26 protein-coding genes and 1 pseudogene are annotated in these 26,262 nt (G+C 46.2%); 11 read left to right on the top strand and 16 right to left on the bottom strand.

Annotated elements, in window-relative coordinates:
- Window positions 1-103: 103 nt before the first annotated feature.
- Together NSS94_RS19945 and NSS94_RS19950 are read right to left on the bottom strand one after the other, a co-directional pair.
- The gene (locus NSS94_RS19945; protein ID WP_029518217.1) at window positions 104-1,033 is read right to left on the bottom strand and encodes a COX15/CtaA family protein; all 930 of its coding nucleotides are present in this window, start codon (window positions 1,031-1,033) and stop codon (window positions 104-106) included.
- A gap of 219 nt (window positions 1,034-1,252) precedes the next feature.
- Window positions 1,253-1,597, bottom strand: coding sequence for a thioredoxin family protein (locus tag NSS94_RS19950; protein ID WP_029518216.1), 345 nt, complete (start codon window positions 1,595-1,597; stop codon window positions 1,253-1,255).
- 239 nt (window positions 1,598-1,836) lie between these two features.
- Here NSS94_RS19950 and NSS94_RS19955 point away from each other — a divergent pair, with 239 nt between their 5' ends.
- Window positions 1,837-3,126 (top strand): DUF2515 family protein, encoded by a 1,290-nt coding sequence (locus NSS94_RS19955; RefSeq protein ID WP_341039977.1) that lies wholly within the window; start codon window positions 1,837-1,839, stop codon window positions 3,124-3,126.
- 23 nt (window positions 3,127-3,149) lie between these two features.
- Here NSS94_RS19955 and NSS94_RS19960 read toward each other — a convergent pair whose 3' ends face one another.
- The 7 genes from NSS94_RS19960 to NSS94_RS19990 all read right to left on the bottom strand — a co-directional run bounded on the left by NSS94_RS19960 (window position 3,150) and on the right by NSS94_RS19990 (window position 12,294).
- Window positions 3,150-4,778, bottom strand: coding sequence for a putative polysaccharide biosynthesis protein (locus NSS94_RS19960; protein WP_341039979.1), 1,629 nt, complete (start codon window positions 4,776-4,778; stop codon window positions 3,150-3,152).
- Window positions 4,779-4,916: 138 nt separating this feature from the next.
- Window positions 4,917-5,396, bottom strand: a complete 480-nt coding sequence (locus NSS94_RS19965; protein ID WP_318627993.1) for a DUF456 domain-containing protein — start codon at window positions 5,394-5,396, stop codon at window positions 4,917-4,919.
- Window positions 5,397-5,447: 51 nt separating this feature from the next.
- A complete protein-coding gene (locus NSS94_RS19970; protein WP_029518213.1) occupies window positions 5,448-6,197 on the bottom strand; it encodes a Cof-type HAD-IIB family hydrolase in 750 nt (249 codons plus the stop codon).
- A gap of 82 nt (window positions 6,198-6,279) precedes the next feature.
- Complete coding sequence (locus NSS94_RS19975; RefSeq protein ID WP_341039980.1) at window positions 6,280-8,358, bottom strand: peptidoglycan D,D-transpeptidase FtsI family protein; 2,079 nt, start codon at window positions 8,356-8,358, stop codon at window positions 6,280-6,282.
- 180 nt (window positions 8,359-8,538) lie between these two features.
- Window positions 8,539-10,623: a peptidoglycan D,D-transpeptidase FtsI family protein gene (locus tag NSS94_RS19980; protein ID WP_341039981.1), complete on the bottom strand. Its 2,085-nt coding sequence runs from the start codon at window positions 10,621-10,623 to the stop codon at window positions 8,539-8,541.
- Window positions 10,624-10,643: 20 nt separating this feature from the next.
- Window positions 10,644-11,795: a transglutaminase domain-containing protein gene (locus NSS94_RS19985; RefSeq protein ID WP_069012604.1), complete on the bottom strand. Its 1,152-nt coding sequence runs from the start codon at window positions 11,793-11,795 to the stop codon at window positions 10,644-10,646.
- Window positions 11,796-11,811: 16 nt separating this feature from the next.
- The gene (locus NSS94_RS19990; protein WP_029518209.1) at window positions 11,812-12,294 is read right to left on the bottom strand and encodes a hypothetical protein; all 483 of its coding nucleotides are present in this window, start codon (window positions 12,292-12,294) and stop codon (window positions 11,812-11,814) included.
- A 223-nt stretch (window positions 12,295-12,517) separates the two neighbouring features.
- On the opposite strand from NSS94_RS19990, the gene NSS94_RS19995 reads away from it, so the two are divergent.
- The 3 genes and pseudogenes from NSS94_RS19995 to NSS94_RS20005 all read left to right on the top strand — a co-directional run bounded on the left by NSS94_RS19995 (window position 12,518) and on the right by NSS94_RS20005 (window position 14,451).
- On the top strand, window positions 12,518-13,687 hold the full coding sequence (locus tag NSS94_RS19995) for an MFS transporter (protein ID WP_029518208.1): 1,170 nt from the start codon (window positions 12,518-12,520) through the stop codon (window positions 13,685-13,687).
- A 184-nt stretch (window positions 13,688-13,871) separates the two neighbouring features.
- A pseudogene (locus NSS94_RS20000) lies at window positions 13,872-13,940 on the top strand (YjcZ family sporulation protein); the annotation flags it as partial.
- Window positions 13,941-14,106: 166 nt separating this feature from the next.
- Window positions 14,107-14,451: a toprim domain-containing protein gene (locus tag NSS94_RS20005; protein ID WP_029518206.1), complete on the top strand. Its 345-nt coding sequence runs from the start codon at window positions 14,107-14,109 to the stop codon at window positions 14,449-14,451.
- 88 nt (window positions 14,452-14,539) lie between these two features.
- On the opposite strand, the gene cyoE is transcribed toward NSS94_RS20005, so the two are convergent.
- On the bottom strand, window positions 14,540-15,484 hold the full coding sequence (gene cyoE, locus NSS94_RS20010) for a heme o synthase (RefSeq protein ID WP_013311855.1): 945 nt from the start codon (window positions 15,482-15,484) through the stop codon (window positions 14,540-14,542).
- Window positions 15,485-15,687: 203 nt separating this feature from the next.
- On the opposite strand from cyoE, the gene NSS94_RS20015 reads away from it, so the two are divergent.
- Window positions 15,688-16,671, top strand: coding sequence for a metal-dependent hydrolase (locus NSS94_RS20015; RefSeq protein ID WP_039272715.1), 984 nt, complete (start codon window positions 15,688-15,690; stop codon window positions 16,669-16,671).
- A gap of 255 nt (window positions 16,672-16,926) precedes the next feature.
- Here the strand turns inward: NSS94_RS20015 and NSS94_RS20020 are convergent, their stop codons facing one another.
- Window positions 16,927-17,148: an alpha/beta-type small acid-soluble spore protein gene (locus NSS94_RS20020; RefSeq protein ID WP_013311857.1), complete on the bottom strand. Its 222-nt coding sequence runs from the start codon at window positions 17,146-17,148 to the stop codon at window positions 16,927-16,929.
- 121 nt (window positions 17,149-17,269) lie between these two features.
- Between NSS94_RS20020 and NSS94_RS20025 the strand changes: the two genes are divergently transcribed.
- Window positions 17,270-17,437 carry a hypothetical protein gene (locus NSS94_RS20025; RefSeq protein WP_007431986.1) on the top strand — a complete coding sequence of 56 codons (168 nt, stop codon included), beginning with the start codon at window positions 17,270-17,272 and terminating at the stop codon, window positions 17,435-17,437.
- A 43-nt stretch (window positions 17,438-17,480) separates the two neighbouring features.
- On the opposite strand, the gene trpS is transcribed toward NSS94_RS20025, so the two are convergent.
- Window positions 17,481-18,470: a tryptophan--tRNA ligase gene (gene trpS, locus NSS94_RS20030; protein WP_029518204.1), complete on the bottom strand. Its 990-nt coding sequence runs from the start codon at window positions 18,468-18,470 to the stop codon at window positions 17,481-17,483.
- Window positions 18,471-18,924: 454 nt separating this feature from the next.
- Here trpS and NSS94_RS20035 point away from each other — a divergent pair, with 454 nt between their 5' ends.
- Together NSS94_RS20035 and NSS94_RS20040 are read left to right on the top strand one after the other, a co-directional pair.
- Complete coding sequence (locus tag NSS94_RS20035) at window positions 18,925-19,890, top strand: aldose 1-epimerase (protein ID WP_340933119.1); 966 nt, start codon at window positions 18,925-18,927, stop codon at window positions 19,888-19,890.
- 90 nt (window positions 19,891-19,980) lie between these two features.
- On the top strand, window positions 19,981-20,217 hold the full coding sequence (locus NSS94_RS20040; RefSeq protein WP_013311861.1) for an alpha/beta-type small acid-soluble spore protein: 237 nt from the start codon (window positions 19,981-19,983) through the stop codon (window positions 20,215-20,217).
- A gap of 144 nt (window positions 20,218-20,361) precedes the next feature.
- On the opposite strand, the gene NSS94_RS20045 is transcribed toward NSS94_RS20040, so the two are convergent.
- Window positions 20,362-20,763, bottom strand: coding sequence for an O-methyltransferase (locus tag NSS94_RS20045; protein WP_341039982.1), 402 nt, complete (start codon window positions 20,761-20,763; stop codon window positions 20,362-20,364).
- A 261-nt stretch (window positions 20,764-21,024) separates the two neighbouring features.
- A complete protein-coding gene (locus NSS94_RS20050) occupies window positions 21,025-22,812 on the bottom strand; it encodes a M3 family oligoendopeptidase (RefSeq protein ID WP_341039984.1) in 1,788 nt (595 codons plus the stop codon).
- 97 nt (window positions 22,813-22,909) lie between these two features.
- Between NSS94_RS20050 and NSS94_RS20055 the strand changes: the two genes are divergently transcribed.
- Window positions 22,910-23,080 (top strand): YycC family protein, encoded by a 171-nt coding sequence (locus tag NSS94_RS20055; RefSeq protein ID WP_014277894.1) that lies wholly within the window; start codon window positions 22,910-22,912, stop codon window positions 23,078-23,080.
- Window positions 23,077-23,313, top strand: a complete 237-nt coding sequence (locus tag NSS94_RS20060) for a hypothetical protein (protein ID WP_029518200.1) — start codon at window positions 23,077-23,079, stop codon at window positions 23,311-23,313. The genes NSS94_RS20055 and NSS94_RS20060 overlap by 4 nt, the downstream gene beginning before the upstream one ends.
- 88 nt (window positions 23,314-23,401) lie before the next feature.
- On the opposite strand, the gene NSS94_RS20065 is transcribed toward NSS94_RS20060, so the two are convergent.
- Complete coding sequence (locus tag NSS94_RS20065; RefSeq protein WP_029518199.1) at window positions 23,402-24,112, bottom strand: DUF2225 domain-containing protein; 711 nt, start codon at window positions 24,110-24,112, stop codon at window positions 23,402-23,404.
- A 42-nt stretch (window positions 24,113-24,154) separates the two neighbouring features.
- Window positions 24,155-24,532, bottom strand: a complete 378-nt coding sequence (locus tag NSS94_RS20070) for a globin domain-containing protein (RefSeq protein ID WP_029518198.1) — start codon at window positions 24,530-24,532, stop codon at window positions 24,155-24,157.
- 412 nt (window positions 24,533-24,944) lie between these two features.
- Between NSS94_RS20070 and ylbJ the strand changes: the two genes are divergently transcribed.
- Window positions 24,945-26,240: a sporulation integral membrane protein YlbJ gene (ylbJ, locus tag NSS94_RS20075; RefSeq protein ID WP_318628416.1), complete on the top strand. Its 1,296-nt coding sequence runs from the start codon at window positions 24,945-24,947 to the stop codon at window positions 26,238-26,240.
- The last annotated feature ends 22 nt before the right edge of the window (window positions 26,241-26,262 follow it).

The raw sequence follows: 26,262 nt of genomic DNA on the forward strand, positions 1-26,262 counted from the left end.
GCCCTCGAGAAACTCGTGGGCCTGGTTTGTTTCTTATATGCTATTATACGTGTTTAAACGCCACTTGGGCAAAAAATCCGCTTCACTATGATCTATGAAATGCTTAGGTACGTTGTGCTTGGGTCGGAACAAGCTTGCGATCCGGTGACAATTGCCATACACGATAGCTCAGATAAGCCAAGATGGAGAACAACGATGCAATCACCAGCATATGCCCCAGCACGATAAACATGTAGATTTCAGGTCTGTTGACGTACAGCAAGATAATTCCAATCACCACTTGAAGCAGGATTAACAAGACCGATACAACACCCAATATACGGATGTCCCGGTGATTCGGGTGATAACGGTATGCGTAGTGACCCACAGCCAAGATAATGACGAACAGCAGACCGGCTGAAATCTGATGAAGCAACAGTGGAGATATGAAGCCTCCAATATTTACAACCTTCTGGATGACCGAGTGACTAAGCAACGCCCCTGAATAGACAGCAATATAGGTATAGATCGTCGATAGCCATATAAAATTACGAAAGCCCCGACTGACAGGCCCAGGAATCAGACGCGGAGTGTGGCGTGAGTCCGCATGCTCCTGCCAGGCCCCCAGCGTCATCATAGTCGCACTGGCAAAAGCGATAAGCGCAAAGCCAAAATGCAGTCCCATGACCGCAGCTGATTGGGAGAATATGACAGCCAACGCCCCCATTGCACCTTGTATGATCACAAACAAGAGCGTGAGCAGCGAGAATAGCTGTAAATCCTTTCGATGCTTCATAAACAGCAAAAAGCCAACAAATGAGGCGATAGAAAGAATCCCGGCCATGGCACTGACGGAGCGGTGAGAGAACTCAATAAGGGATGCGATCGTATGTGCCGGAACCAGCTTACCATTGCATAGCGGGAATTCCCGGCCACAGCCCAGACCCGAATCCGTCCGCGTCACAACACCTCCACCGAAGGTAGCCAAAAACATGACAATACATGTTACGAGTGCCAGCCATTTTAATATTCTAATTTTGTTATTCAAATTCACCCGTATCCTTCCAAATATAATATTTATTCACTTTATATGTTGTGAAATGATCACTTATAGTAATTATAACTGATATATCGTTCCTTGACATACGAGCTTTGTTGACAAAATGTGAACGTGTTCGTGAGAAAGCCGCCCCCTTGAAAGGAAGCGGCTTTCTGAATGTCTTGATGTTTAAAATTCAATTTGGAACCTTCATGTATGCATGTACAGCATTCATTATTTTGCCAAGCTCGTATGGACTTCAACAGCCCGATCCAAAAATTGCTCAATCTCCTCGCGGGATTTGCGCAGTCTGTTCACCAGACGTACCAGTTCTCGCCCTTCACTGTAAGCGATAAAGCTAGGAATCCCCAATACATTCTGCTCTTGACTGACGCTTTCGGCCTGTTCTACATCAATCTCAATTAATGTAAGCTTATCTGCATATTGTTGTTCCACATCAGGCATGAACGGATCAATGAAATGACAATCCCCACACCAGTCCGCCTTAAATACAGCCACCGTTACGCCCGGAGTGGATATTGCCTTATTAAAGTCTTCATGAGAGACGATTTTTTGCATGGATGATTCCTCCTTAAATTCTTTTTATACTGAAAAGATTGCACTTTCTATTGTAACGCCAAGTGAAGCTTTTGCACACTCCCCCATTCTGCTCACATGCCGATTGGAAGCCCTCTCATTGAGGCATACTAAAGATATACTTAAGAATCCACCACATAAACGACGACATCCTAACAGCATACCCAACTTACTTGGCAGGATACGGGGATGCTTGCAGTTGGAAAGGAGGTTATTTAGTCATGTCTCTTACCGAATGGCTCCATACGGCATCTCGACAGCTTCAGGGAGGGCTAAAGTTACTGGGTTCCGTTCCCCGTGTTGCTGAGGAAGCTTGGGAAGGCAAACGGGCAGCCTGGACCGAATCCCGCAAATTACGCTACCCCTTGCGTGAACTAGCGTGGGATTATCATACGGCACAGGCCGCTATGAATGAAGCTGAAGCGTTAATGTTGGTGAACGGACCCGCTACGCGTCCCTCTTCTCTGAATATGCCCTTATGCGAAACAGACTGTGAGCTGCTGGAGCGGATCAAGAATGATACAGCACAGGAGAATCGCAGCAACGTCACCCGCACTGCCGCTTACCTTGAATGCTATCGTGGCTACCCGGAGTTACACTGGGCATTACTGGCCCACCTGGTTTCTCGTAATGGCGGCTATCATATGACCGATCTGAAAGGGGGGCTGATTGGCAAGCTGTTCGGCGAACAGGAAAAGGAATGGCTGTATCGGCTACTGGAGCGCTGTAACGCCCTTATTTTTCAAGACGCTTATCCGCAGTTGCAACTTTACATGCACAGCCGTCATTTAGGTCGGAGTTGCTTTCATTTGTTGCCTTATTTTCACGTTTCGCCATTCATGAAGCCCTTTTGGGAACGTTTCTGGGCATGGCGTGATAGCTCTCTGTTGACTGTGGCGCTCATCATTAATGAACAAAACTATATTGAAGGACGTGTGGTAAAAGATCCGTATTTTCAAAAATTTGTGACACACAAGCCGGGCTTTTATTTGCATGACTGGCTCCAGCTTAATCAGGTTATATTTCCACTTGGGCTAAACGGTGGGCTTGCTGGACTAGTGATGGAGCGTTTCGGCCATTTGGACGAGCGGATCGGCTTTGGCAAAAGTCTCTATGCTATGCTCTTCGGCCATCAGCAGGTGCTGGACCAGGCATCAGCATTCGCTAACAGTGTGCCGCATACGGGTTCACGCAGCGACTATTGGCCTGGACTATTCACCCCGAATGAACAAAAAGCGTTGCACTCTCCAGATGAAAGTGCAACGCTTTTAGCACATGAATGGCTACCGCCAGGACAACGTCTGTACAGCCCGGAGCTGAACGCCGTCTGGTCCGATACAACTTATGATCCAATCCCCCGGTATGACTGGTTTCAGGACGGCTCCACACTTGGGCATCTCAGCGAACCAAGGCGACCGCTGTTATTTGCCATGCGCCACGAGCATCGCCATGGCATACAAAAAACAGCAATGGCCCACGTTGCCCATAACAGCTTGCAACCTTTCCACTGAAAGACTGGAGAGCTCTTTTAGCCTCACTGTCCTGTGGACTCACGCTGTAGGCGCATTAACGGACGTAGTACCTTTTGCAACATACGTGGGTAGTTGCCCAGCTCGTCCCTGCGCAATACGCGCAATACAACCAGCAACACCAAGTAGCATACCAGTACAGCTGCCCCGGCAATACAGCACGCGATCAAGAAGGCCACACGCGCAGGCATCAGATGCACCAGCAGAATACAGGCTTCATTTACACCGTATCCGACAGCTCCCGAGACGACGACTGCGGTTAAGAACCCTGCCCAGCGACGGCCCATGATGGAAAAGGAGACGATCCCTTTAAGCACACGCAAATTCAGCAATGTGATCACGAGGAAACATAATCCGGTTGCGGCAATGATCCCGTAAATCCCAAGCCAACCAGCCAGCAGCCAGCTCGCTGCAAACTTAACGACGATACCGACCATGACATTAACCATTGAAATACGCGGCTTGCCCATACCGATCAGTATTGAATTAGAAGTCATCATCGTAATCTGGAATATCGTTCCGAGTGTCAGAACAGCGATGATACCACTGCCTCCAAGCGAGCTGAACAGTAAACCATTAATAGAATAAGCGGTCACACATAAAGCCAGCACAATCGGCATTCCAGTCAAAATAGAGATACGCAAAGCCAGCGTCATCTGATTTTGTAAATGCTGCTCATCCTTACGGGCAAATGCCGCTGAAATGATCGGAATAAGCGATTGACTGAGCGCAATGGCCAAAATCGGCGGAATTCCCGCCACACTCTGTGCCCGAGAGCCTAGATAACCCAACTGAGTAGTCGCCTGATCCAATCCCACTTGACCAGATAGCAGTCTCACCACAATCGACGTATCAATAAAGTTGACCGCCGGAACCGTCAGAGACGACAATACAATTGGAATGGAAAGCTTGAAAATATCTTTGTAAATGCGCATCATCGGTAGCGCGGAGCTTTCCTCTTGGAATTGATCTTGACGATCCTGTCGATCCTGACGACGCAATTTTACCGTGTAGTACAACATGACCGCCAGAGCGCCAAGACTTCCCATGACACCCCCAAAGGAGGCCCCAGCTGCAACCTCGCGATCTCCATAACCCAGCTTCAAAATAATAAAAGCGAGTATAATAGCGGTCGCTACCCGTGCAACCTGCTCCACAATTTGTGAAATACCGCCTGCGGTCATATTACCGCGCCCTTGGAAGTATCCACGCATCATAGCAATGGCAGGGAACAGCAGTAATGCTGGCGCCAAAGCCTGAATGGCCAAAGCGGATTGCGGAACCCCTGCTACATGCTCGGCAAAATAAGGCGCTCCAAAATACAGCAGCGCTGTAATGATAATGCCTGCCGCAGCCGCGAATATCAAAGCCGCATGATACACACGTCGCGCTTCCGAAGGTCGGTCCAGTGCATAACGTTCTGAAACCATTTTGCTCAATGTGCTTGGAATGCCGGCCGTAGCCACCGTGAGCAGCATCAAGTAAGCGTTGTTCGCAATGGTAAACGAGGCGTTCCCGACGGAACCGAGCAGATGCTCCAGTGGAACACGCTGTACCAGACCAAGCACTCTGGCCACCAAGGCGGCAGCGGCTAAAATAAGCGTACCTTTAAGGAATGTTTCTTTATTGGACAAAATGCGTTCCCTTCTTTCTTGCTGTTCACACGCATGCAAAAGCCCCGCACAAACTGTCATGGCCTGAGCCATCACCGGTGCGGAGCCGCATGTCGATTCTGTCTCTGCAAATCATAATAAACGAAAATGAATCTCGGGTTATAACACCCAAATTAAGAATACAATAATCATGGCAAGCTGCAAAATCACTTTCATCACGGTGCTGGTAAAAAGGCCTAACACAGAGCCAAAGCCCACTTTAATAGCTCGGTCCAGCGGGGCTTTGCTTATCAGCTCACCTAGCACAGCGCCAATAAATGGTCCCAAAATCAGGCCAAATGCCGGAATAACAAAGGGGCCAATAATAATCCCGATAGTACTCAGTATCGCTGACAGGCGCGAGCCACCAAATCGTTTGACTCCCCAGGCATTCACAGCGTAATCCGCGATAAAAAGGGCAACGACGATTAGCGTCTGAATGATCCAGAACAATTTATTATATGAAGCAAACGAGAAAAACCAGCCGTACACAAAAAACGCAAAATAGATGGCGAGCGCCCCCGGCAATACGGGATATACCGCCCCCGCCATGCCCACAATGAACAGCACAATGACAACAATCCAGCCTACAATGTCCATGGGCCTCCTCCTTCTCGTCCATTTATTCTGCTTGCTGCATCATTCGTTTTATTACACAAGCACATAATCGCGGATCACTTCTACAATGCCGTCGTCATTGTTCGAAGCCACGACCACATCAGCGGCTTCTTTTACTGTATCCTGAGCATTCCCCATTGCTACGCCCAGTCCAACCGCTTGAATCACAGCCAGGTCATTCAGACTGTCGCCAACGGCAACCACCTGCTCCAGAGTAATGCCAAGCAGGTCGCACACTTCAGCGATTCCACTGGCCTTGGATATACCAGCTGGGTTAATTTCCAGATTCGTCATTGAAGAATTGGAGATTTCAAGTCCACCCATGTCCTGAAGCTTCAGCAAAATTTGGTGGCGAATTTCGTCATTTTCCGTATTATAACCGAATTTAAGCCATTCCTGTGTGTCCAATGTATTCGGCCAACGATCTCTGTTATATAATTCCTCCGTTGAGTAAGCCCAGAACCAGGAGCCTGTTTCTACAGCAATCTGGTGCATCTTACGAACGAGCTCCTTATCAAGTAAATAACGACGCCACAACTCGTGGGGTGATTTCCACACCTCACTGCCGTTTACGGTTACCATTGGCGTCTCCAGGCCGAGTTGCTGACCGTAAGGCAGAGCATGCATCGCTGCACGTCCGGTGGACAAGCATACATGGATCCCTTCCTGTATCGCCTTGTTAATCCAGTTAATCGTTTCCAAGGAAATTTCATGATTATCATTCAGTAAAGTTCCATCCATGTCGAGCGCAAGCAGTTTGTATTTATATTGGTTCTCTCCCATAGTGTCTCTTCCTCCTGTATGTCCCTTATGTCCAACGACATTTTACCATGAAAAAGAGAAGCCCACAAAAAAATTCAAGTCCTCACTTTGCTGCCAGAGGCTTTTTAGGAGTACCATCTAGCCCATATACTTCGTCATACGCATCAAATATTTTACGCGCAACCGGTCCCGCGCTCGTCGCACCAAAGCCCCCTTCAGGAATGATGACCGCTACTGCCAGCTTCGGATTTTGACGTGGAGCAAAAGCGATGAACACCCCGTTATCTTTAACCGTACGTCCCACCACCTGCTCGGAAGTCCCCGTTTTACGGGCATAATCATAAGGAAATCCATTAAAGGCTTTAACATCCGTAGCCATACCTCGAATCACTGTATTCCAGTGCGTATCTGAAAAAGCGACCTCATTCAGCACCTTCGGCTTAAATTCACGTACAAGATTCCCCTGATCATCTACAATTTTGCTGACCAAATGAGGTTGCATACGCTTGCCCTTTGTTGCCAGTACAGTCGTATACTGGGCTAGTTGCATGGCTGTATACTTTCCCTGCTGACCAAAGGATGCCTGTACCAAACGTGTCAACGCACTTTCCTTTTTGCTCGTATACTCGAGTCTGCCTGCCCACTCGCCCGGCAGATCAACTTCAGTCGGTACGCCTAATCCAAATTCCTTCATATACTTGTCCCATACGTCAATTCCCTGATGCACCCCTGCATTACTTCCGTATTTGCCATATAGCGGCTTGCCGATCATATCCACCATAAACGTATTTGACGAGACCTCAATTGCCCTGCTAGGTGTCAAAGAACCATACACATGTCCGCTAGAGTTCCCAACCCGGCTGGAGCGATTTTTGCCGTAGTACGCACTTCCCGTATCCAGATAAGTTTGTCCGGGAGAAAAAAAGTTTTCCTTCAACCCGATCAGCACGGTCAGTGGTTTAATGGTTGAACCCAGAAGTACCGAGGATTCTGGATGTGGACCTGCTTTACCGCTAGGGACGGATTTAATGGTTCCGTTTCCCATTTTATGCTGAATTTCGTCATATACCGAAGGTGGGGTACTCCCACTTTTCCATACATTAGAGTCATAATCCGGCATACTGGCCATTGCCACGATATTTCCGGTCTCTACCTCCATCGCTACAGCGAAGCCAGTGGTTGCGTCTTGATGAAGCTTCCCCGATACGGCATGAGTATGAAGCCAGCGAAGCTGATCCATAATGGCCTGTTCGGTTTTCTGCTGAATTTCCTTGTTGATGGTGGAATATAAATGATGTCCTTTTTCAGGAGGAGTAATGGATTCAATGCCCTCCGGCATGCTGCGAGGATTGACCTCTACCGTTTTATATCCGTTTTTCCCTCTCAGCTCGTCCTGGTACTGAAGCTCCAAGCCATCATATCCGACCGTTTCACTTTCCGAATAAACCTGTGCCGGTTTTAAAACCTCTGAATTCGCTTCATAGAGCTCTTTATATTTGGGCCGGTTCGTTCGAGCTCCTTTGAACTTGTACATATATCCAATCGTTTGTACCGCCACCCGATCCGGGTCATAATGGCGTACACTTTCTTCTACAACCTCTACACCAGGGAACTCTGTCCGATGTTCCAGAAAATAAGCGATTTCCTCCCGACTCAAGTCGGATTTGACCAATCGCGGGGTAAATCCCCTATATTGATTATAGTCCGGGTCCAGTCGCTTTTTTATTTTCTCTGCATTAAGCTGCTCCCCTTCGGTATGCCCCAGTTCGTTTAATTTGGCAGCAAGTCTGGTAGCAAAAGCATCGAGCTCAGGGAGCAGCTTTTCCCCCGGCTTGCGATCTTTCTCCGTACGTTTGCTATAATCCTTAGATAAAGTTACATACAAGGACTGTACTGAAGTCGAATACGCCAGCTTAACCGTACCTGTAGAGTCATAAATCGTGCCGCGACTCGGGGCTAACGGGACATTTTTCGTATTTACGGATTGCTGCTGCCCTTTCAGCTCCTCCGATTGTACAAACTGCAATACAGCTAGTCTGGTAATGATCAGGGCAAACAGCACAAAAGCACCAAAAAACAGTAGGTTGGTTCGTAAAACCGTCTGTTTTTTTCGCGACCCTTCATTCTCTTCAACATTTTTCTTTTTAAATGAAAACTTTTTATCCAAACTTCCTCTGTCCATATTAGCTGGTCATTACTCCTTTCAGTTAGGTTTTTATATTCCTGATCCTACCATATCCAAAGCCATAAACGATGAATTCCCAGATGACAATTTTGTAAGAAAACGTAGAAAAAGCATAAAAAGCTTCCCGCAGCCCAAAGGCTAAGAGAAGCTTTTATGAAATGATATCGTATAAAATGATTATGGCTGTTTGGTAGTGTTAGGATCGGTTGCTGTGGCATCCTTTTTCTTAGGCACCCCGTCCAATCCATAAACTTCGTCGTAGGCATCAAAGATTTTACGTGCCACAGGTCCGGCGCTCCATGCCCCGAAGCCCCCCTCAGGAATAACAACCGCTACTGCAAGTTTGGGATTTTGACGTGGAGCAAAGGCAATAAATACCCCGTTATCTTTTAGTTCTCTGCCCACACTTTGCTGCGATGTCCCTGTTTTGCGAGCAAAGTCATAAGGGAAACCTTTAAATGCGCTGACATCTGTTGCCATCCCGCGTATGACCTCATTCCAGTAGGCATCCGGAAATTTTACTTCATTTAGTACTTTCGGCTTAAACGTTTGAACTACATTGCCGTTGGTATCTTTAATTTGACTGACCAAATGCGGCTCCATCCGTTTACCCTTGGTAGCCAATACTGCTGTATATTGTGCAAGCTGAAGCGTTGTATATTTACCCTGCTGACCAAAAGAAGCATATGCAAGTTTAGATAATGAAGACTCTTTCGAATTATGAGCATACTCTCTGCGTCCAGACCATTCACTTGGTAAATCTACACCCGTAGAAACACCTAGTCCAAATTCCTTCATGTAGCGGTCCCATACATTCACACCTTGATCTTCCTTGGCATTATTAATGTATTTGTTGTACAATCTTTTGCCCACCATATCGACCATAAATGCATTGGAGGAATGCCGAATGGCAGAAGCTGGGTCCAACCCGCCGTACACATGACCCGAGGAATTCCGAACTCGTGACGAATTATTACGCCCAAAGTAAGCCGCTCCTGTATCCTGGTAATACGATGAGGTACTGAATAGATTTTCCTCCAGTCCTACTAACACAGAAAGCGGCTTAATGGTGGAGCCAAGTAGGACAACCGACTCTGGATGTTGACCTGATTGGCCCGATCCAAAGGAGCGAATAGTACCATTCAAGTATACATTTTGTATTTTCTTATAATTATCGCTAGATATATTTCCGGTCTGCCAGTAATTAGCATCATAATCCGGCATACTAGCCATCGCCACCACATTTCCTGTATCCACTTCCATAGCCACAGCAAAGCCTGTTTTAGCATAAGGATGGGTCTTGCCAGATACAGCGTGTGAATGGAGCCATCTCAATTGATCCATAATAGCATCTTCCGTTTTAACCTGAATTTCTTTGTTAATCGTAGAATATACATTATTTCCTTTTTGCGGAGGAGTAACAGAATCTACACCTTCCGGCATATTGCGTGGATCAATCGGAACCGTTTTATAGCCATTTTTCCCTCGTAACTGTTCCTGATATTGATATTCCAGTCCATCAAAGCCAACAGATTCGTTATCCATATAAATGAGGCCCGGATCATTTTCAGCTGACATGGATTTTTGAATATTCTTATATTTATCCAACGTTTCACGCGCACTTTTATAGCTTTTAATGTAGCCAACCGTTTGGACAGCTACCGTATCTGGATCGTAATGACGTACCGTTTCCTCTACGACATCTATGCCCGGGAACTCACTCTTATGCTGCATAAAATAGGCCACTTCATCTTTGTTAAGATTCGTTTTAATCAGACGCGGCGTAAAACCGCTAAATCGCTGATAGTTACGGTCCATAGCGTCCATAATTTGCTCTGCCGTCATTTTCGGCTCATCTTTATTCCCATATTCAGCAAAGCGATTCGCCAGCTTCTGTGTCATTTTCTCCAGCTCAGGCAATAGCTTTTTGTCATTATCACGCTTTTCTTCCATACCATCACTGTAGTTCTTAGAGAGCGTGATATACAGCGATTGTACAGGTGTAGAATACGCTAGTCTGTTCTGCCCGGTGGAATCATAAATCGTTCCGCGAATCGGCGTAAGTGGTACATTTTTGGTAACATTACTGGCCTCCTGCTGCTTGAGCTGAGGTCCATCCACGAATTGAAGTATCGCCAATCTTACAATGATGACTGTAAATATAATGAACGAGCTGAAAAAGAACAGATTGATCCGAAAGCTGAATCTTTTTCGATCAGACGTCCCATTGTCTGTTCCCTGCTCGTTGTCTATCTTTCTCATGTGCCCTTTTCCACTCCTTATTAAATCACTTTATCCTTGATATGTGTTTGGGCAAAACCAGGCGGATTAAACCAGTCCCCACTTTGCGCCCAGGTCGGGTCTAGCGGTACCCACTGATTCTGTCCGCTCAAATATACCTCATTCCAGGCATGGGACCCGTATCCTCCCTGTCCGTTGTACCCAAGGCCTGTCACCACCTTGACCTGTAGCCCCTGCGAACGAGCCATCATTGAGTACAGGCGGGCATAATCAATGCACACTCCTTTACGTGTATCAAACGTATCTCTGGGAGTCTGTTCATGCCAGTCACCACGTTGCTCATAGGCTTCGACCTTACTGTAATCATAGCTAATACGGGTGCCTACCCATTCATACAACGCTCTAGCTTTTTGCTCGTCACCGCTAGCCCCTTCTGTAATCTTGGCCGCTGCCTGAACGATATCGCTTGGAATGTCCCGGTCGATTATTTCATATTTGCGCTGCATGATACCATTCAATTCCTTGGTAACGGCCTGCGTAAATACGGGCAGCTTATCCTTAATCAGAGTCCCGGACAACGGCTCAATGACCGATTGCGCACCTTGCTTATAAATCGGCGAAGCTTGTACGTAGCTGCTAAACCCGCTGTTTGGGTACAGACTAACGCCTATGAACAGCAGGGCTATGATCATCATGGCGCGAGCTCCACCAATAAGGGTACCTATTCCGGCCCCTGCCACCCTGCTGAAAAAGCCCGATTTTTTTGGATGCTCATGGAGGGAGGAATCTGATTTTCCACCTACCATCAACACATAAATGGCACGCAGTATAAACTGGGCAATAGCATAACTGAGCATGAACAATACGGCGAATCGCAGCAGCGGAAAACCCTCTATCCCCGCCACAAGCGTATAATAAAATTGCTCAATCCCGCTTAGTTTTCGCTGTGGCAAATGCTCCATGTAAGCTGCCAGCCATTGTTGCACCTTCGGTGAAAGCCACATGGCTAATCCGAGCGAGCACAAAATACCCGCTACAGTCAGTATGCCATCCACAATAAGACTAAACAGCGCCCCTACAGATCTGGAAGCTCCTCGTCTCCAGCCCTGAATCAACGACAGCAGTACAATGACAATTAAAAACACCGTCACGCCATTCCAATGAAGAATAGGCTCCAGCCAGGATGGTTTCATTGTGTTCCTCCTGTCTCTACGGCGACTGTGGCGACTGTGTTACAGCCGAGCCTTTCGCACCTTCGATATATTTCTTGACGGTATCGCCCATACTCCACTCGCCCAGCGACATCCCCTGAAACCATACCTTGACCTTGTCACCATCAAATGGACCTTTCACTTCCAAGTTGGAGCTGGTTACCGAAAACGTACCATCCGCGTTGGATGTGTATTGGGCATCCCGTCCCTCTTTGATCATCATGTTCAAGGCCTCGCTCTGAACCTTGTTAATCGCATCATCCTTTGCCTGAGTAACGACCTTGCCGACCTGTTCAAAGGAAATGCCACTGTAGATAAGCAAGCCTGCAATTACGACGATGACAATCAGCCATTTTATGAGAGTTCTTACAACCTTCAATATGACTAACAATAGGACAAGCCCAATTAATATATACAGCCAATTATCTTGAACAATCTGCCAATTATGTTCCAAAAACTCTCTCCAGACGCCCTTATCCATTTCGCTACACTCCCGTTTTCAACTACATGATTCGAATTGCAAAATTGTCTCTGTAATTATACATGATTACGCAATGTCCTGTCAGCTTAGGTCTTATACATACCTTGTCTTTCAATTCTTGTCCATACAAAGTGGTCTATGTTCGTCTAATCCAGCGTACAACTTAGGAAGGGCCAATACGAAGTAACATGAAAGTTTACATTAGGGAAAGGGGGTCATTCACATGAAAACAGCCCTCTGGCTGTATCTCTTTTTGTTCATTGCCTTTTTTGATCTGCATGCGCAATATCCTATTTTGACGCCATTCGCCATCTCTCTGGGGGCAGCTCCTACCTTTATCGGTTGGATGATGGGGATTTACTCTCTGACTCACCTGCCTGGCAATTTGATGGCAGGTCCCAAAGTCGACAAACACGGCAGTCGCCGATATATTATGTTCAGCCTGACAGCTGCAGGCCTGATCCTGATCATTCAATCGTACATCCATACACCGTGGGAATTACTTTTTCTGCGTGCGATTAGTGGCTATGTGTTGGCTTTTTTATCTCCAGCCTGTCTGGCCATGCTGGCGCAACTGTCTGATCATCCGGTTACGCAGGGTAAATATATGTCCGGGCATGGTGTCGTCCATACGTTGGCCTCTGTTCTGTCTCCAGCCGCAGGCGCATTTATCGTAGCCAGTTTTGGCTTTAGCGAGACATTTAGTTCCCTTGGCATCATTCTCGTAATCACGGGGCTTATGGCTTATTTCACCTTACCCAAAAAAGCACCCGCTCCGCAGGCCCAATTATCTGATGGTCATACGACACCTGCTCCACTCTCGGCAGCACAGACGCGGTTACCATTCAATTGGCGTTACCTGCTTTTACCTTTTGTTTTGGCGTGCGCACAAGGCATTTTATTTTATGAGATCCCATTACGAAATAACGGTTCTGCGTCTATGATGTCCACCGGATTGCTTTTTTCCATCATCAGTTTGGGAGCACTCTGTACGCTTAGTTTGCTTTTTCTGAACAAATATTCACCGATGGTCAGGCTACTTTGTGGCATTATTCTGATGTCTTTAAGCTTCTATGCACTCGCCACCACGCCCGAAGCAACAATAGGCATCATCCTGTTTATTTTGGGAACAGCCAAAGGCATCATTTTTCCAGCGCTGGCCTCTCTCTTCATACGAATTGGAGGTGCTCGATTGGGCAAAACCTTTGCCCTGCAATCCATTGCAACGTCAATCGGCTCCTTTGCCGGACCTGTACTGGCGGGTCAGCTTCCGGATCACATATCCCCTTTTTTTATCGCATTTCTGATTCTGATGGCTGGCCTGCTATTCGTTCCCGTTAAGCGCATATCTCCGACGCCGCCACTGTCTGCCACAGGACCTTATCATTCCTAGCTAGTCTGAGGCAGTGGGTATGCTAAAATGCTATCTTTAAAGCCCAAAATGCCGTTCCAGAGGGCAGATGCACAGTACACTATACCCCTATCCACATAGACTATTTTGACTGAACATTCACTAATAAAGGGAGGTGCAGCCTGTGAGCCACTGTCATCCTGTAAGCCCTTGCCCTGTTTTTGGAACTTCAACTGGCACCATTCTTGTTCTTTATATTCTGCTCGTCATCATTCTCCGTACTTGCTGGTTTTAATGTCTAAATTGCCCTAACATGTTGTCCCTTGTACCCATGCCTGCCACTTCTGGCAGGCTATTTTGTTATTTTTTGCATGAGAACCCTATTTGGAGCTACACTATACTCATATTCTTCATTTCCCGGGGAATTTCGAGCATATGTATCAGACAAGGGGTGAGCTTAAATGGCGATAACCGTGATCGTCGAAGGGAAAAATGACCGCAGCAAACTTCGCCGATTACTTGACCCGGAGGTTCACATTTTATGCACCTTCGGCACACTAAACTCTATAAAACTGGAATCCCTCCACAAGCGAGCCAAGCACGACGAAATATATTTATTTATGGACAATGACAGCTCAGGGAAAAAAATAAGGGGTGTGCTTGCAGACTCTTTTCCAGATGCCTACCATATGTATACCCGCAAAGGATACGCTGGCGTAGAAGGGACTCCAGACGAATATGTGATCGCTCAATTGGAAAAAGCAGGATTAGAAGAATACATTATATACCCGCCACCTGTTCTTTAGTCTTGAATAACAAAAAAGCTGTCCTCAGGCCGCTTTCATGCCTGTTGGACAGCTATATGGTGTACTATAAAATGCCTCTAAAATGACATTAGAATTTATGAACCGTATCGACGATCATCAGCAAGAAGCTGAGTGTCAGATGGTTAATGGAAAAGAAAAATACTTTTTTGGCCCAGGAATCCGTTTCTTCTTCCTTAATCGTAAAACCTTTAAAGGCATAGAATGCCCACAGCACGGACAGTAACACGGACACGATCATAAAAATCATACCGGCATATCCATAAGCATACATAAGGATGGGTACCGGAATCAGCAATACAATATAAGGAATCATCTGAATTTTGGTCCGATGGATACCTTTTACGACTGGCAACAACGGAAATCCTGCTGCGCGATATTCCTCAACTCTGCGAATAGCAAGTGCCCAGAAGTGAGGCGGCTGCCATAAGAACAGGAGAGCGAATAAAAGCCAAGCGCCCATATCAATACGACCCGAAGCGGCCACATAACCAATTACAGGAGGCATTGCACCAGAAATACCGCCGATGGATGTACTCCATGTAGATGAACGTTTTAACCAAAGTGTATAAATACCGACGTAGACGAACATACCAAGTAATCCCAGTAATCCTGCCTTTACACCAGAGAAGAAGAATAGAACAGCTAACCCGACAACACCCAAAATAATAGCGTATGACAACACCGTTGTAGGGGTCAGACGCCCTGTTGGCAGTGAGCGATTACGTGTACGTTCCATTTTCAAATCCAGCTCACGGTCAAAATAGTTGTTAAAAACACATGAAGATGCCATAACCAGCATTGTACCTAAAAGTGTAAGAATTAGCTTTATATAGTCAACGTCCCATTGCGATGCTAACCAAAAACCACCAAAGGCTGCAACCAGATTGGTACGAAGGATGCCTGGCTTGGTAACTGTAATAAAATCTTTCCAAGTGCCCGCTTTGCCGGGTGGTTTAGATTTTACAGAATAGGTAGCCGCATCCGAAGAAGTCTTATAACTTATATTATCCATTGTGAGTAACTCCCCCTTAGAGATGTATGAATTCGGGAGTAAGTTGAACTCCGATATAAATTTTATCATATACCTACCCTAAAAAGTTTGACAGAAAACGCACAAAACGTTCACAATTCCGATGGCAAATCGCCCCTGCTGATCGTTTACAGTAAATTTGGGTAGTAATAAGTACAGGAAACAATACAAAAGGAGCGACAGATATGGATACAGCCACACACTTTGTCATGGGAATCGGATTGGCCGGTCTGGCCTACACTGACCCTGTCGTCGCCGGAGATCCAAAGTTGGCCGCAGTGGTGCTGCTCGCTACAGTTGTAGGGTCACAAGCTCCGGATTTTGACACTTTGCTTCGGTTGAAAAATAATGCAGCCTACATTCGCAATCACCGTGGACTGTCGCATTCAATTCCCTTCTGGTTGATATGGATCTTGTCCATAACAGGGCTAATTTGCCTGATCTTCAGAGATGTGCCCCCAGGTCATGTAGCATTATGGGTAACGATTGCCGTCTGCCTGCATGTATTCACAGATTTATTTAATACGTACGGAACACAGGCATTCCGGCCGTTTACAAACAAGTGGATATCTTGGAATATCATCCATATTTTCGATCCCTTTATTTTTGGCACCCATGTTGCTGCGATTATGCTGTGGATCACCGGATTGATTCCACCCGCTCCCTTATTTATTACGCTGTACGTCATTATTGGCCTGTATTACATTTGGCGAACCTGGAGTCATTTTATAACCAGAAAAGCGGTACGTAATATGGACAACGAGCGTCAGGAGGGCGACAATTATTATATCATTCCCACCGTATCATGGAACCGGTGGCATGTGGTAAAAGCTCATCAGAATGGAAGTTATGACATTGGCGGATTAAATGGCTCGCACTTATTTTGGACGAAACACGCAATTCCATCCACACATCCTGCCGTAGAAGCATCCAAATCCTATCGCGATGTGCAGGCATTTCGCTATTTCTCCTCCTTTGCTGTTGCCGAGGTGGAAGAACTGGAATGGGGCTACATTGTGCGATGGGGAGACGTGAGGTATCGACACCGGAGGCAATATCCATTCGTGGCTGTGGTCGCGATGGATAAGCAGTTCGGGCTGATCAACAGTTATATCGGATGGCTCAGTGACGAAAAGATGCAAAAACGCCTTTCCCTGCATACGAATTAAAATCTGCTTACAAGCTAACAACCAGCCGTATGAACAAGAAACAGCAAGTTCCCCCTTAATCTGGGAGCTTGCTGTTTTTTTGGCCATTCGCGCCAAAAATCACATCTCATGAAAGCGCCCTCTTGACGAAGCGGACTTGCGTGATTCACAATGGTCATAAGCCATGCGTAAAAAAAATCCGGAGCATGATCGCTCCGGATTTTCTTCATGACAGTTGCTCATAATACAGCTTCCAAGATGGAGTGTTTATGTGTATTACTGCAAACGGCTGCTGCCCGACAAGGATTGTTCTGCTTGTTGGACTAGCTTTTTCGTAATATATCCCCCAAGAGAACCTGTTTCGCGGGAAACAACATTACCGAAGTAACCGTCCTGAGGGATGGTGATGCCAAGTTCTTGAGCTGCCTCATATTTTAATTGTTGTAAAGCGGCGTTGGCCTGCGGTACTTGCAGGTTGTTTGAACGACGTCTGCTCATATTTGAATCTCCTTTCAGTTCTTTGTGAGTGAGGTTCATTGCAAGCTTGCAAGATTATTATGGCTCGCTTACAACTACTTATTCCTGAAATTCAACATTCGAACACTGGAGGTTTTTACCAATGAGCAAAGGTTTATCCCTATGGTTCGCCGTTTCATCCATTGTCCTGCTGACCGCAGCCGCTATATCCATCAGTTATTCCGCATGGCTTGCCATTCTACTGGGGCTATTATCTGTCGGCAATATTGGCTGGGGTTTCGTGGTCAAAGCCCGACAACGCCGCTCCTAATCCAATCCTATAAAAGGCCTAATTCGTTTCGCCTCAATATGCTTTAGCGTAGACGTGGCAGAAAGCCCATGCGCTCTTTGACCGCAGACAGCGTGACTTCAGCAGCTTCTTGTGCACGCTCTGCGGATTGGGCCAAAATATGTCCAATTTCACCAGATTCCCGGATATCGCGATAGCGTTGCTGAATCGGTTCAAGCATAGCCACAACCGTCTCTGCCAGTTCTTTTTTAAATGTCCCGTACATTTGGCCTTCATAACGATCCTGCACTTCTTGGAGCGACAAACCGGAACACTGGCTGTAAATGCTCATTAGATTACTAATTTCAGGTTTATTGGCCAGATCATATCTAACCTCACTGCCAGAATCGGTCGTAGCGCGGCTGATTTTCTTGCGTATGACTTTCGGTTCGTCCAGTAGCGCAATAAAACTGCCTGCATTCGGATTACTCTTGCTCATTTTTTTGGATGCATCATCCAAGGACATAATTCTTGCCCCTACTTCAGGGATATACGGCTCGGGAATTGTAAAATAATCTCCATAACGATGATTAAAGCGGCCAGCCAAATCCCGTGTCAGTTCCAGATGCTGTTTCTGATCTTCGCCCACCGGGACGAGATCCGCGTTGTAGAGCAAAATGTCAGCTGCCATCAACGACGGATATACGAACAACCCTGCTCCTACGGAATCCTTGCCAGCAGCCTTGTCCTTAAACTGAGTCATACGTTCCAGCTCGCCCATATTCGTCAGTGTTGTCATCAACCATCCCAGCTCAGCGTGCTGAGGAACATGGGATTGTAAAAAGACGTTGGATTTCTCTGGGTTAATACCCGCTGCAATAAATAATGCCGCTACCGCCTCCGACTGCTCGCGTAATTGAGCTGGTTCCTGCGGTACGGTAATCGCATGAAGATCTGGAACCATAAAGTAACATTGGTGATCCTCTTGCAATTTGACAAAGTTTTTCATTGCACCAATGTAGTTGCCCAAAGTAAGTTGTCCGCTAGGCTGAATACCTGAAAGTACAGTTTTCATATTCTTCCTCCTCCGATTATTTCAATATTTTAGAACGCAAAAAGGCCCCGCATCCTCAAGGGACGCGAGACCGTGGTACCACCCTTATTCATTGCCGTCAGCCTTTGCTTATCGGAGCTATGCGCCATGACTGATTGCAATCTTAAAGCTCCGTTAACGGGGAGCAATCGGCCGTCATACTGAGGACTGTAAAATCCTGTTCTGTGCGGCACTCCAAGGTCCATTCAGCAATGCAGGCTCACCGGTTCCCATCCACCACCGGCTTTCTGAAGAGCTTATGCGAAAGCTTACTTGTCCTCATCATCGCGTTATCCATGTCATTACTTTCTAAACTACATTAATGATAATTCCGCATAATGTTATTGTCAAATGACGATTGTGCCCTACGATCAAAAATCTGTTATCATAATGACACGAAGCTTCAACCGATTATAGTGGACAAAGGAGCATGGATATGAAACAAGTGACCAAAGAACACTGGAACGGTTACGACACGTATGTTTTACATAGTGGTGAACTGGAAGTTACGATGATCCCTCGCCTCGGGAATAATATTATCTCAGTGCGTGATCTGAAGCTCGACAGGGATATCGTACGTCGGCCCGGTGAGGAAGAATTGGCTTTTTATTTACAAAAGCCTTATCATTTTGGCTTGCCCATTTTGATTCCTCCTGGCCGAATTCGCAGAGGACAATTTGAGTTTGACGGTGTTCCTTACCAGTTCGACCGAAATACAGCCAATGACAACCATATACACGGTCTGCATCGTAATCAATCCTGGCGCTGCAGTGATATTGAAGAGGATGAAGAAGGTTGCAGTGTCACTACCGAGCTTTTGACAGAAAGTGATCCGCACTGGATGGAACAATTCCCCATTCCTTTGCGTCTGGAGATGACGTATCGCTTGCAGGGTGCTATATTAAGTCAAACACTGCGCGTAACCAATTTGGGTGAAAAAGCAGCCCCATTTGGCTTGGGATATCACACTTGGTTTATGGTGGACGGAGAACCTGAGCGCTGGCGCCTAAAGCTACCTGTAAACGGCGTATATGAACAGGATGCTGAACAGCTACCTACAGGTATCATTACTTCGTTGAATGACTTGGAACAGCTCTCTTCGGGTCTTTCTCTGAAAGGAACGAATCTAGATACGTTGCTGCGGGCAACGGAAGGCCCTGCTGTAGCTCTTTTGACTCGTGATGATGGTTATCAAATCCGCTACACAGCAGATGAGCAATACTTTAAGTATTGGGTGTTATACACCAAAGGTGAATGCGATCAGTATCTTTGCATTGAGCCTTATACCTGGCTGTCAGATGCTCCTAATTTACCTGATCCTGTTGAAGGAGGCGGGCTGATCCGTCTGGAGCCTAAGCAATCCATCGATCTCAAAACTCAGATTCATATCATATATCCGTAATTTCCCTCTAGTCACTTTCCTTCCTTCGGCGCATATTTTCATAACTCTGTCGCATACTAACCTCATCACAGCCGAAGGAGGTGACTACACATGAATGAAGCTAATCAAGGCAGAAGTCGTCGCAGTAACAACCTTGTTGTTCCTCAAGCCAACAACGCACTGCAACAATTGAAATATGAAGCTGCACAAGAGCTGGGCATCACCATTCCGGCAGATGGTTACTACGGTGACATGCCATCCCGTGAAGCTGGTTCTCTGGGAGGCTATATCACTAAACGCTTGGTACAGCTGGCCGAACAGCAATTATCAGGACGTTCAGGTCAATAAGCGTCATTATTCCACATGAGCATTCCGTTCATCGTAATTTACCAAAATGCGTTATAACGGGCATATAACATAGGCGGTCTTCCCAAGGAAGGCCGCCTTTTCTCTTTTTTAAATTAGGATTTTGCAAAATTCTCATATTGATGATTATTCCGAATTAGCCGCTCGGTATGTAGGCTTGTTGTAGCGGATCATGAGATTCGCCATGTTGTAGTTGGACTCCAGTGTTGCATCTACCAAAATCGTTCCTTGTCTGATGGCAAAATCGAAAGCAATCTCACCATGAGTCCAGCTACGCTTATGATTTAGCGTTTCTAGGGCCATACGCCGAAAATCCTCCCGATGCTTTGCTGATAACCCCGGTTCTACTGCTGCTAACGTGCCACCTTTACCTGCAAGCGGATTATGGCGAATCCCAAACTTCCCAACTACATTGTTACGTATTTGTACAAATACGATGCCTGACGACAAACCCGCCAGTTCATTATCCAGTTCTTTTAAAACGATATCCATCTGCCTTGACAACGACAATTGACCTACTTCATCCATTACAAAAACCCTCCTATATACCTTGTCCAAAAATAATTAATAGGTCTTACGACTCAATTATATGCGAAGATTTTTAACCTTACAATCAAAACCAACATAATTGGGTATTTATAACTATTTTCTAAGTATATCCATCATTTTAAATTTCGCCAACAGGTAATGTTAATTACACTTCGACATTTTGCGACTTTGTTCATCATCTTCTGCAAAAATTACAAAAAAGGCCTCCCTTATAGGAGACCTTTCAAAAGTGTAAATCCGTTATTTTGTCATTTGTAAAAATTGCTCAATATCCTGAACAGTAACTTGCGCAGCATTACGCCAGAAGTCAGCCTGTGTTAAATCGGTACCTAAGTGCTTGGAAGCCAATTCTTCGACTGTCATGCGACCTGTATCACGCAGCAAGGCATCATATTGGTCGGCGAAGCCGTCAGGGTTTTCCTTCGCAAAAGCGTAAATTCCTGCACTGAACATATACCCGAATGTGTACGGGAAGTTGTAGAAAGGAGTGTCCGTAATATAGAAATGCAGCTTGGATGCCCAAAAATGAGGATGAGCCTCATCCAGGATACCACTAAACGCTTCACGCTGCGCTTGTTCCATCAACTCGCTTAATTGTTGTGCTCCTACGACTCCTTTTTTCCGCAACTCGTAAAAACGGGTTTCAAATAGGAAACGGGCATGAATGTTCATAAAGAAGGCTACACCACGCTGAATTTTATCCTCCAGCAAAGCTACCTTCTCCTGACCCTCGGCAGCTTCCAGCAAAGCATCTGATACAATAAGTTCTGCCAGCGTCGACGCCGTCTCAGCTACGTTCATGGCATAATTTTGATTCAATGGGTGCAATTCATTCATCACATGCTGGTGATAACCGTGTCCGAGCTCATGGGCCAGTGTCGAAACGTTGGATGGCGATCCGGCATAGGTCATAAAAATACGGGTCTCTTTGCTTAGACGCAGAGATGTACAGAAACCACCCGGACGTTTGCCAGGACGATCCTCTGCTTCAATCCAACTTTTCTCAAAAGCCATTTGGGCAAAGTCAGCCATTCTCGAGCTAAACTTACCAAATTGCTCAACAATCGTTACAGCAGCATCGTCGTAAGGGATTTTAGTGGTTGATGTTCCCAGCGGAGCTTCAACGTCATGCCAGGACAGCTTCTCTAAGCCCAGCAGCTTTGCTTTCCGCTCCAAGTATTTAACTACAATAGGCTTTGTTTCATTAATAACCTGCCACATCGTATCCAGCGTTTGTGCGGACATACGGCTGATTTCCAGCGGTTCCTTAAGCACATCTGTCCAGCCTCGTTTTTCATATAGCTTCAGACGGAAGCCTGCCAAATGATTCAATGTATCCGCGCAATAGTCCTCTACCTGAGTCCATGCCTCTTCCCAACGTGCAAACACATCTTTACGTACGCTGCGATCTGCTTCATCCAGCTTATTAGCCGCCTGACCTACAGACAGGTTTACGATCTCGCCATTTTCTGGTACAGAGATCGTCATATTTTTGACAATGGTATCATAGAAGTCGCCCCATCCATGGTAGCCATCCACTGCCAGATCCAATGCAAGGCTTTCCAGCTCAGGAGCCATTTTTTCACGTGCTTCGTTCCGATATTCGTTCAGGACAAAAGAAATCGGCTGGATAGCTTCGCGCTCCATCCATTTCTGCCAAATGTCTTCACTGGTTTGTGCCAGCAAGTTCTGGAAAGATACTAAAGCACTTTTCCCTTGGGCATACAGCGTGTTGACACGCGCCCCCAGTTGAACAGCCAGCTTGTCGTGCTGGTTTTGAGCAGTTAGACAAGAGACAAAGGAACCCGCCTGCGACGCGCCATTAAACAGCTCCTGGATGCTACTCAATACACTATCCAGACGCTCGGTATCCAATACCGTTTGTGGTACTTTAGCTGCTTTAAGCTGGGACTGCAGCTGTTGGACCTTGCTTTCCAATTCTTCCAAAAATGCATGGAATGAGGCAGAGGAAGACCCTCCGCTAAAAATAGATTCCAGATCCCATGTTTGCTTTAACGGTGTTTTCATAATAGTTCCACCTTTCTTTTTTGGCGAATTCATGTGGTTTCATATACAATAAAGCTACATCGTGATAGTAAATCACTACAATTGGGAGGAAAACAGAATGAGACCCTTACAAATTTCGCCGGAAACGGCTGTGAAATTATCCGAAAAGCTCGGTATTCCGCTGGAACACCTTATGCATACACCCCAGCACATTTTGATGCAAAAGCTGGCCGAACTGGCTAAAGAAGAAACCGCTGACCCGAACGGCGGAGAATCGGACAAATCATGATCCCTTTTCATAAAACCTGGCCTTATGACATCGTCATGGGAGACGTTTATGTACAGTCTTGTCCGTTTTGCGACCAGGATAATGTATTGCTGCCCCTGAAGCCTAAAGAACTTAAGCTCATACACGAAGGTATGAAAAAGCTGCTTGTGTTTCCATGTTGCCATAACAAGGTTACTTTAGTGGATTGTGATGACGATTATTTGCTGTCAGATACCACATTGCGTCATCATTAATTCATGAGTTGTAAGAGAATATAACCCGTTTTACAAACAAGGTGTGAACCATGAGCCTAAATCGGCCATAGTGCACACCTTTATTTCTTCAGGAGGAGCTTGCGTCTTGCATTTCCTCCGGCAGTTGGAAATTTTTAGCCATCATTTGTTCTCGCAGTACAGACCACTGTTCGCGGGAAGCCCGGATCATGGCTGCATCCATAATCTTTTTGTCATTAATGACACGCGAAAACCAGCGTACCGCTTCGTTAAAGTTCCCTGTACGTCGATGCAATTCACCAATCAGATACAGCAGTTTGGCATTATTCGCCCCGACACCCTCCAGCTCATAAACCCGAACGTAAGAATCCAGACTAAATTTGAGAAAGCGAAGCTCCTGCTCCTCATTTCCCTGGTATCTGTACATCCATGCGATATGCTGTAATAGACTGGCTACTACGCGTTCCTTTTCTCCGATGACCTGGGCACAGAGTAAACCCAGTTTATACGTTTCTAATGCCTCTTCCCAGCTACGATGCCCGCCATATTCGCGAGACTGCCAGCGATTACCGATTTTATCTCTAAAAATCTTGGTTTGCTGATCGCTTAACTGAACGGTAGAGTGCTCTGTCGAGGTAAACCCACAATGAGGACAGACCCTTACGACATAAAAATCCGGATTTTCATTCTTATAATAAGCGCAAAAATCTGAATCTGTACGAATGGCCTTCTTTAGGCTTGGTCTGACACGAGATGTCTGAAATTCTTCTTCACAATGTGTGCAGGTGATTTTAATCTGATATAACGGTTCAAGTTCCAATGTTTTTACAACCCTCTCCAAAATTCGGCAATCCCCGCAAGCTTACGGGGTATTTACAAAATGATGCGCAGGACCAGACAAACGGTTAAGTATGATGGAACGAAGCGGCTCCTCAATGCCCGTATCCGTTAACGCACCTGCCATACAAGACAACCATGCCTCTGCTCGCTCCTCCGTTACGGGAAACTTCATATGTCTCGCACGTAACATTGGATGACCATATGCATCAGAAAAAAGGGACGGTCCTCCAAAAAACTGGCTCAGGAACATAAACTGCTTTTCCTTAACCGGTTCCATGTCTTTAGGAAACAGGGGACTTAACAACGGATCTTTATAAACTCTCGGGTAGAAGGCCTCAATAATAGCACGAATACCTTCCGCGCCCCCAAGGTTGTCATAAATGCTCAGGCTAGGGTTCACTTTTCCTCCAACTTTCTGTGCTATGGTAATAAATATACACCCGTATTATAACAAAAAACAAAAAATGACGCTAAAAATAAGCGTCATTTTATCAATTTAACATATGAAGAGGATGTGCTTCGTTGCACATAGCTTCGTCATTCTATAAATACAATTAATAACTCCGCCAATCCTCTTCACCGGAATGGACGAGAGAGGCACGAATAACATACACAAAAGCACATACGAACAGACCGGCAACGATACTCATCCTGATCACTCCATCCTTAAGGTTATGGATCGTTGTTTTCCTATTTTAACATACTATTTACAAAAATACAGCAACAAATGTAACCGTTTTCTTTGTTTTTTTTGTACTCTTTGTCCATCCCCGACATAGGTATAATAGTACAACTCCAAAGGAGGGGCCTCTATGTCGCTATACCGTCGTTACTCGCTTCCTCTGCTCATCCTTTCACTGCTATTCCTATTTATACTTATGGCTGTATACCCGCAATCTTCTCTGAATGCCGGGCTTCGGGGGCTTGCCATCTGGTGGGACGTGCTGTTTCCATCTTTATTCCCGTTTTTCGTTATTTCCGAGCTTCTCCTCGGTTTCGGAATTGTTCATTTCATAGGTGCGCTGTTGGATCCGCTGATGCAGCCTCTATTCCGTGTACCTGGCTGTGGAGGTTTTGTCGCTGCGGTCAGCTGTGCATCCGGTTACCCGATTGGAGCTAAACTAACAGCCAAGCTGTGGGAGCAAAAATGGATCACACGCATTGAAGGAGAGCGTTTGGTCGCATTTACGACTTCCTCTGATCCGATATTCTTGATCGGTGCGGTTTCCGTTGGCTTCTTCCATCAACCAGAAATTGCACTCGTGCTGGGCGCGGCTCATTATGGTGGTGTGCTCATCATCGGGCTACTTATGCGCTTCCACGGTTCCCGTTCAGGGGAAACAGATACTCGCAGCGACCGCCCTCAACCTACTCCAAAAGCCTGGTCGAAGTCCACAAATACAAAAGCTGCAGGTCGCAATAGACAGCCTGGACCCCTACGCCAAGCATTATATGCCATGCATACAGCTCGTTTGGAAGATGGTCGTCCATTGGGTGAGTTACTCCGTCAGGCGATTACTTCCTCCCTACGCCTTATTATTGTCGTAGGAGGGCTAGTTGTATTCTTCTGCGTCATTTTAGAAGCTTTGACGAACTCCGGTTTAATGAGCGGGCTTCATCTGCTTACGGCAAACCTCTTGACTGCATGTGGTCTTCCTCCTACGTTAACGGAGTCCATCGTGGGTGGTATTTTCGAAGTCACTTTAGGAGCGCAGGCCGCAGGTAAAGCCACGGCAGCGATACCATTCAAGGTAGCCGCAGCCGCTTTTGTGCTCTCCTGGGGCGGGCTATCGGTTCATGCGCAGGTTGCAAGTATTTTAAATATGACGGATCTTCGTTATAAGCCATTTTTGTTGGCCCGGGCTGCACACGGCTTCATCTCGGCACTGCTCGCTCTCGTGTTATGGCAGCCTCTGATGGGACAGGGAAGCTCTCCAGTCTTTTTTCAAATATACGACATCGTATGGTCCCCTGGCTTCTCGTCCGCCATGCTGTTGCAAAGTCTGCTGTTTCTTGGCTTTATTCTGGCTGGAATGCTTAGTCTCTCATGGTTGAGTGTGGGTACACGTCGCTTATACGTACGTTTGAGAAGAACACACAGGCAATGAACGATTGTGTTCTTGCTCATAA

The sequence above is a fragment of the Paenibacillus sp. FSL L8-0644 genome (assembly GCF_038008165.1).
GTDB lineage: Bacteria > Bacillota > Bacilli > Paenibacillales > Paenibacillaceae > Paenibacillus > Paenibacillus polymyxa_D.

What these genes read in the sequence shown, in the direction of transcription:
- NSS94_RS19950 (WP_029518216.1), bottom strand. Translation starts at nt 1,597, where the DNA reads ATGCAAAAAATCGTCTCTCATGAAGACTTTAATAAGGCAATATCCACT.
- NSS94_RS19955 (WP_341039977.1), top strand. Translation starts at nt 1,837, where the DNA reads ATGTCTCTTACCGAATGGCTCCATACGGCATCTCGACAGCTTCAGGGA.
- NSS94_RS19965 (WP_318627993.1), bottom strand. Translation starts at nt 5,396, where the DNA reads ATGGACATTGTAGGCTGGATTGTTGTCATTGTGCTGTTCATTGTGGGC.
- NSS94_RS19970 (WP_029518213.1), bottom strand. Translation starts at nt 6,197, where the DNA reads ATGGGAGAGAACCAATATAAATACAAACTGCTTGCGCTCGACATGGAT.
- NSS94_RS19975 (WP_341039980.1), bottom strand. Translation starts at nt 8,358, where the DNA reads ATGGACAGAGGAAGTTTGGATAAAAAGTTTTCATTTAAAAAGAAAAAT.
- NSS94_RS19980 (WP_341039981.1), bottom strand. Translation starts at nt 10,623, where the DNA reads ATGAGAAAGATAGACAACGAGCAGGGAACAGACAATGGGACGTCTGAT.
- NSS94_RS19985 (WP_069012604.1), bottom strand. Translation starts at nt 11,795, where the DNA reads ATGAAACCATCCTGGCTGGAGCCTATTCTTCATTGGAATGGCGTGACG.
- NSS94_RS19990 (WP_029518209.1), bottom strand. Translation starts at nt 12,294, where the DNA reads ATGGATAAGGGCGTCTGGAGAGAGTTTTTGGAACATAATTGGCAGATT.
- NSS94_RS19995 (WP_029518208.1), top strand. Translation starts at nt 12,518, where the DNA reads ATGAAAACAGCCCTCTGGCTGTATCTCTTTTTGTTCATTGCCTTTTTT.
- NSS94_RS20005 (WP_029518206.1), top strand. Translation starts at nt 14,107, where the DNA reads ATGGCGATAACCGTGATCGTCGAAGGGAAAAATGACCGCAGCAAACTT.
- cyoE (WP_013311855.1), bottom strand. Translation starts at nt 15,484, where the DNA reads ATGGATAATATAAGTTATAAGACTTCTTCGGATGCGGCTACCTATTCT.
- NSS94_RS20015 (WP_039272715.1), top strand. Translation starts at nt 15,688, where the DNA reads ATGGATACAGCCACACACTTTGTCATGGGAATCGGATTGGCCGGTCTG.
- NSS94_RS20020 (WP_013311857.1), bottom strand. Translation starts at nt 17,148, where the DNA reads ATGAGCAGACGTCGTTCAAACAACCTGCAAGTACCGCAGGCCAACGCC.
- NSS94_RS20025 (WP_007431986.1), top strand. Translation starts at nt 17,270, where the DNA reads ATGAGCAAAGGTTTATCCCTATGGTTCGCCGTTTCATCCATTGTCCTG.
- trpS (WP_029518204.1), bottom strand. Translation starts at nt 18,470, where the DNA reads ATGAAAACTGTACTTTCAGGTATTCAGCCTAGCGGACAACTTACTTTG.
- NSS94_RS20035 (WP_340933119.1), top strand. Translation starts at nt 18,925, where the DNA reads ATGAAACAAGTGACCAAAGAACACTGGAACGGTTACGACACGTATGTT.
- NSS94_RS20040 (WP_013311861.1), top strand. Translation starts at nt 19,981, where the DNA reads ATGAATGAAGCTAATCAAGGCAGAAGTCGTCGCAGTAACAACCTTGTT.
- NSS94_RS20045 (WP_341039982.1), bottom strand. Translation starts at nt 20,763, where the DNA reads ATGGATGAAGTAGGTCAATTGTCGTTGTCAAGGCAGATGGATATCGTT.
- NSS94_RS20050 (WP_341039984.1), bottom strand. Translation starts at nt 22,812, where the DNA reads ATGAAAACACCGTTAAAGCAAACATGGGATCTGGAATCTATTTTTAGC.
- NSS94_RS20055 (WP_014277894.1), top strand. Translation starts at nt 22,910, where the DNA reads ATGAGACCCTTACAAATTTCGCCGGAAACGGCTGTGAAATTATCCGAA.
- NSS94_RS20060 (WP_029518200.1), top strand. Translation starts at nt 23,077, where the DNA reads ATGATCCCTTTTCATAAAACCTGGCCTTATGACATCGTCATGGGAGAC.
- ylbJ (WP_318628416.1), top strand. Translation starts at nt 24,945, where the DNA reads ATGTCGCTATACCGTCGTTACTCGCTTCCTCTGCTCATCCTTTCACTG.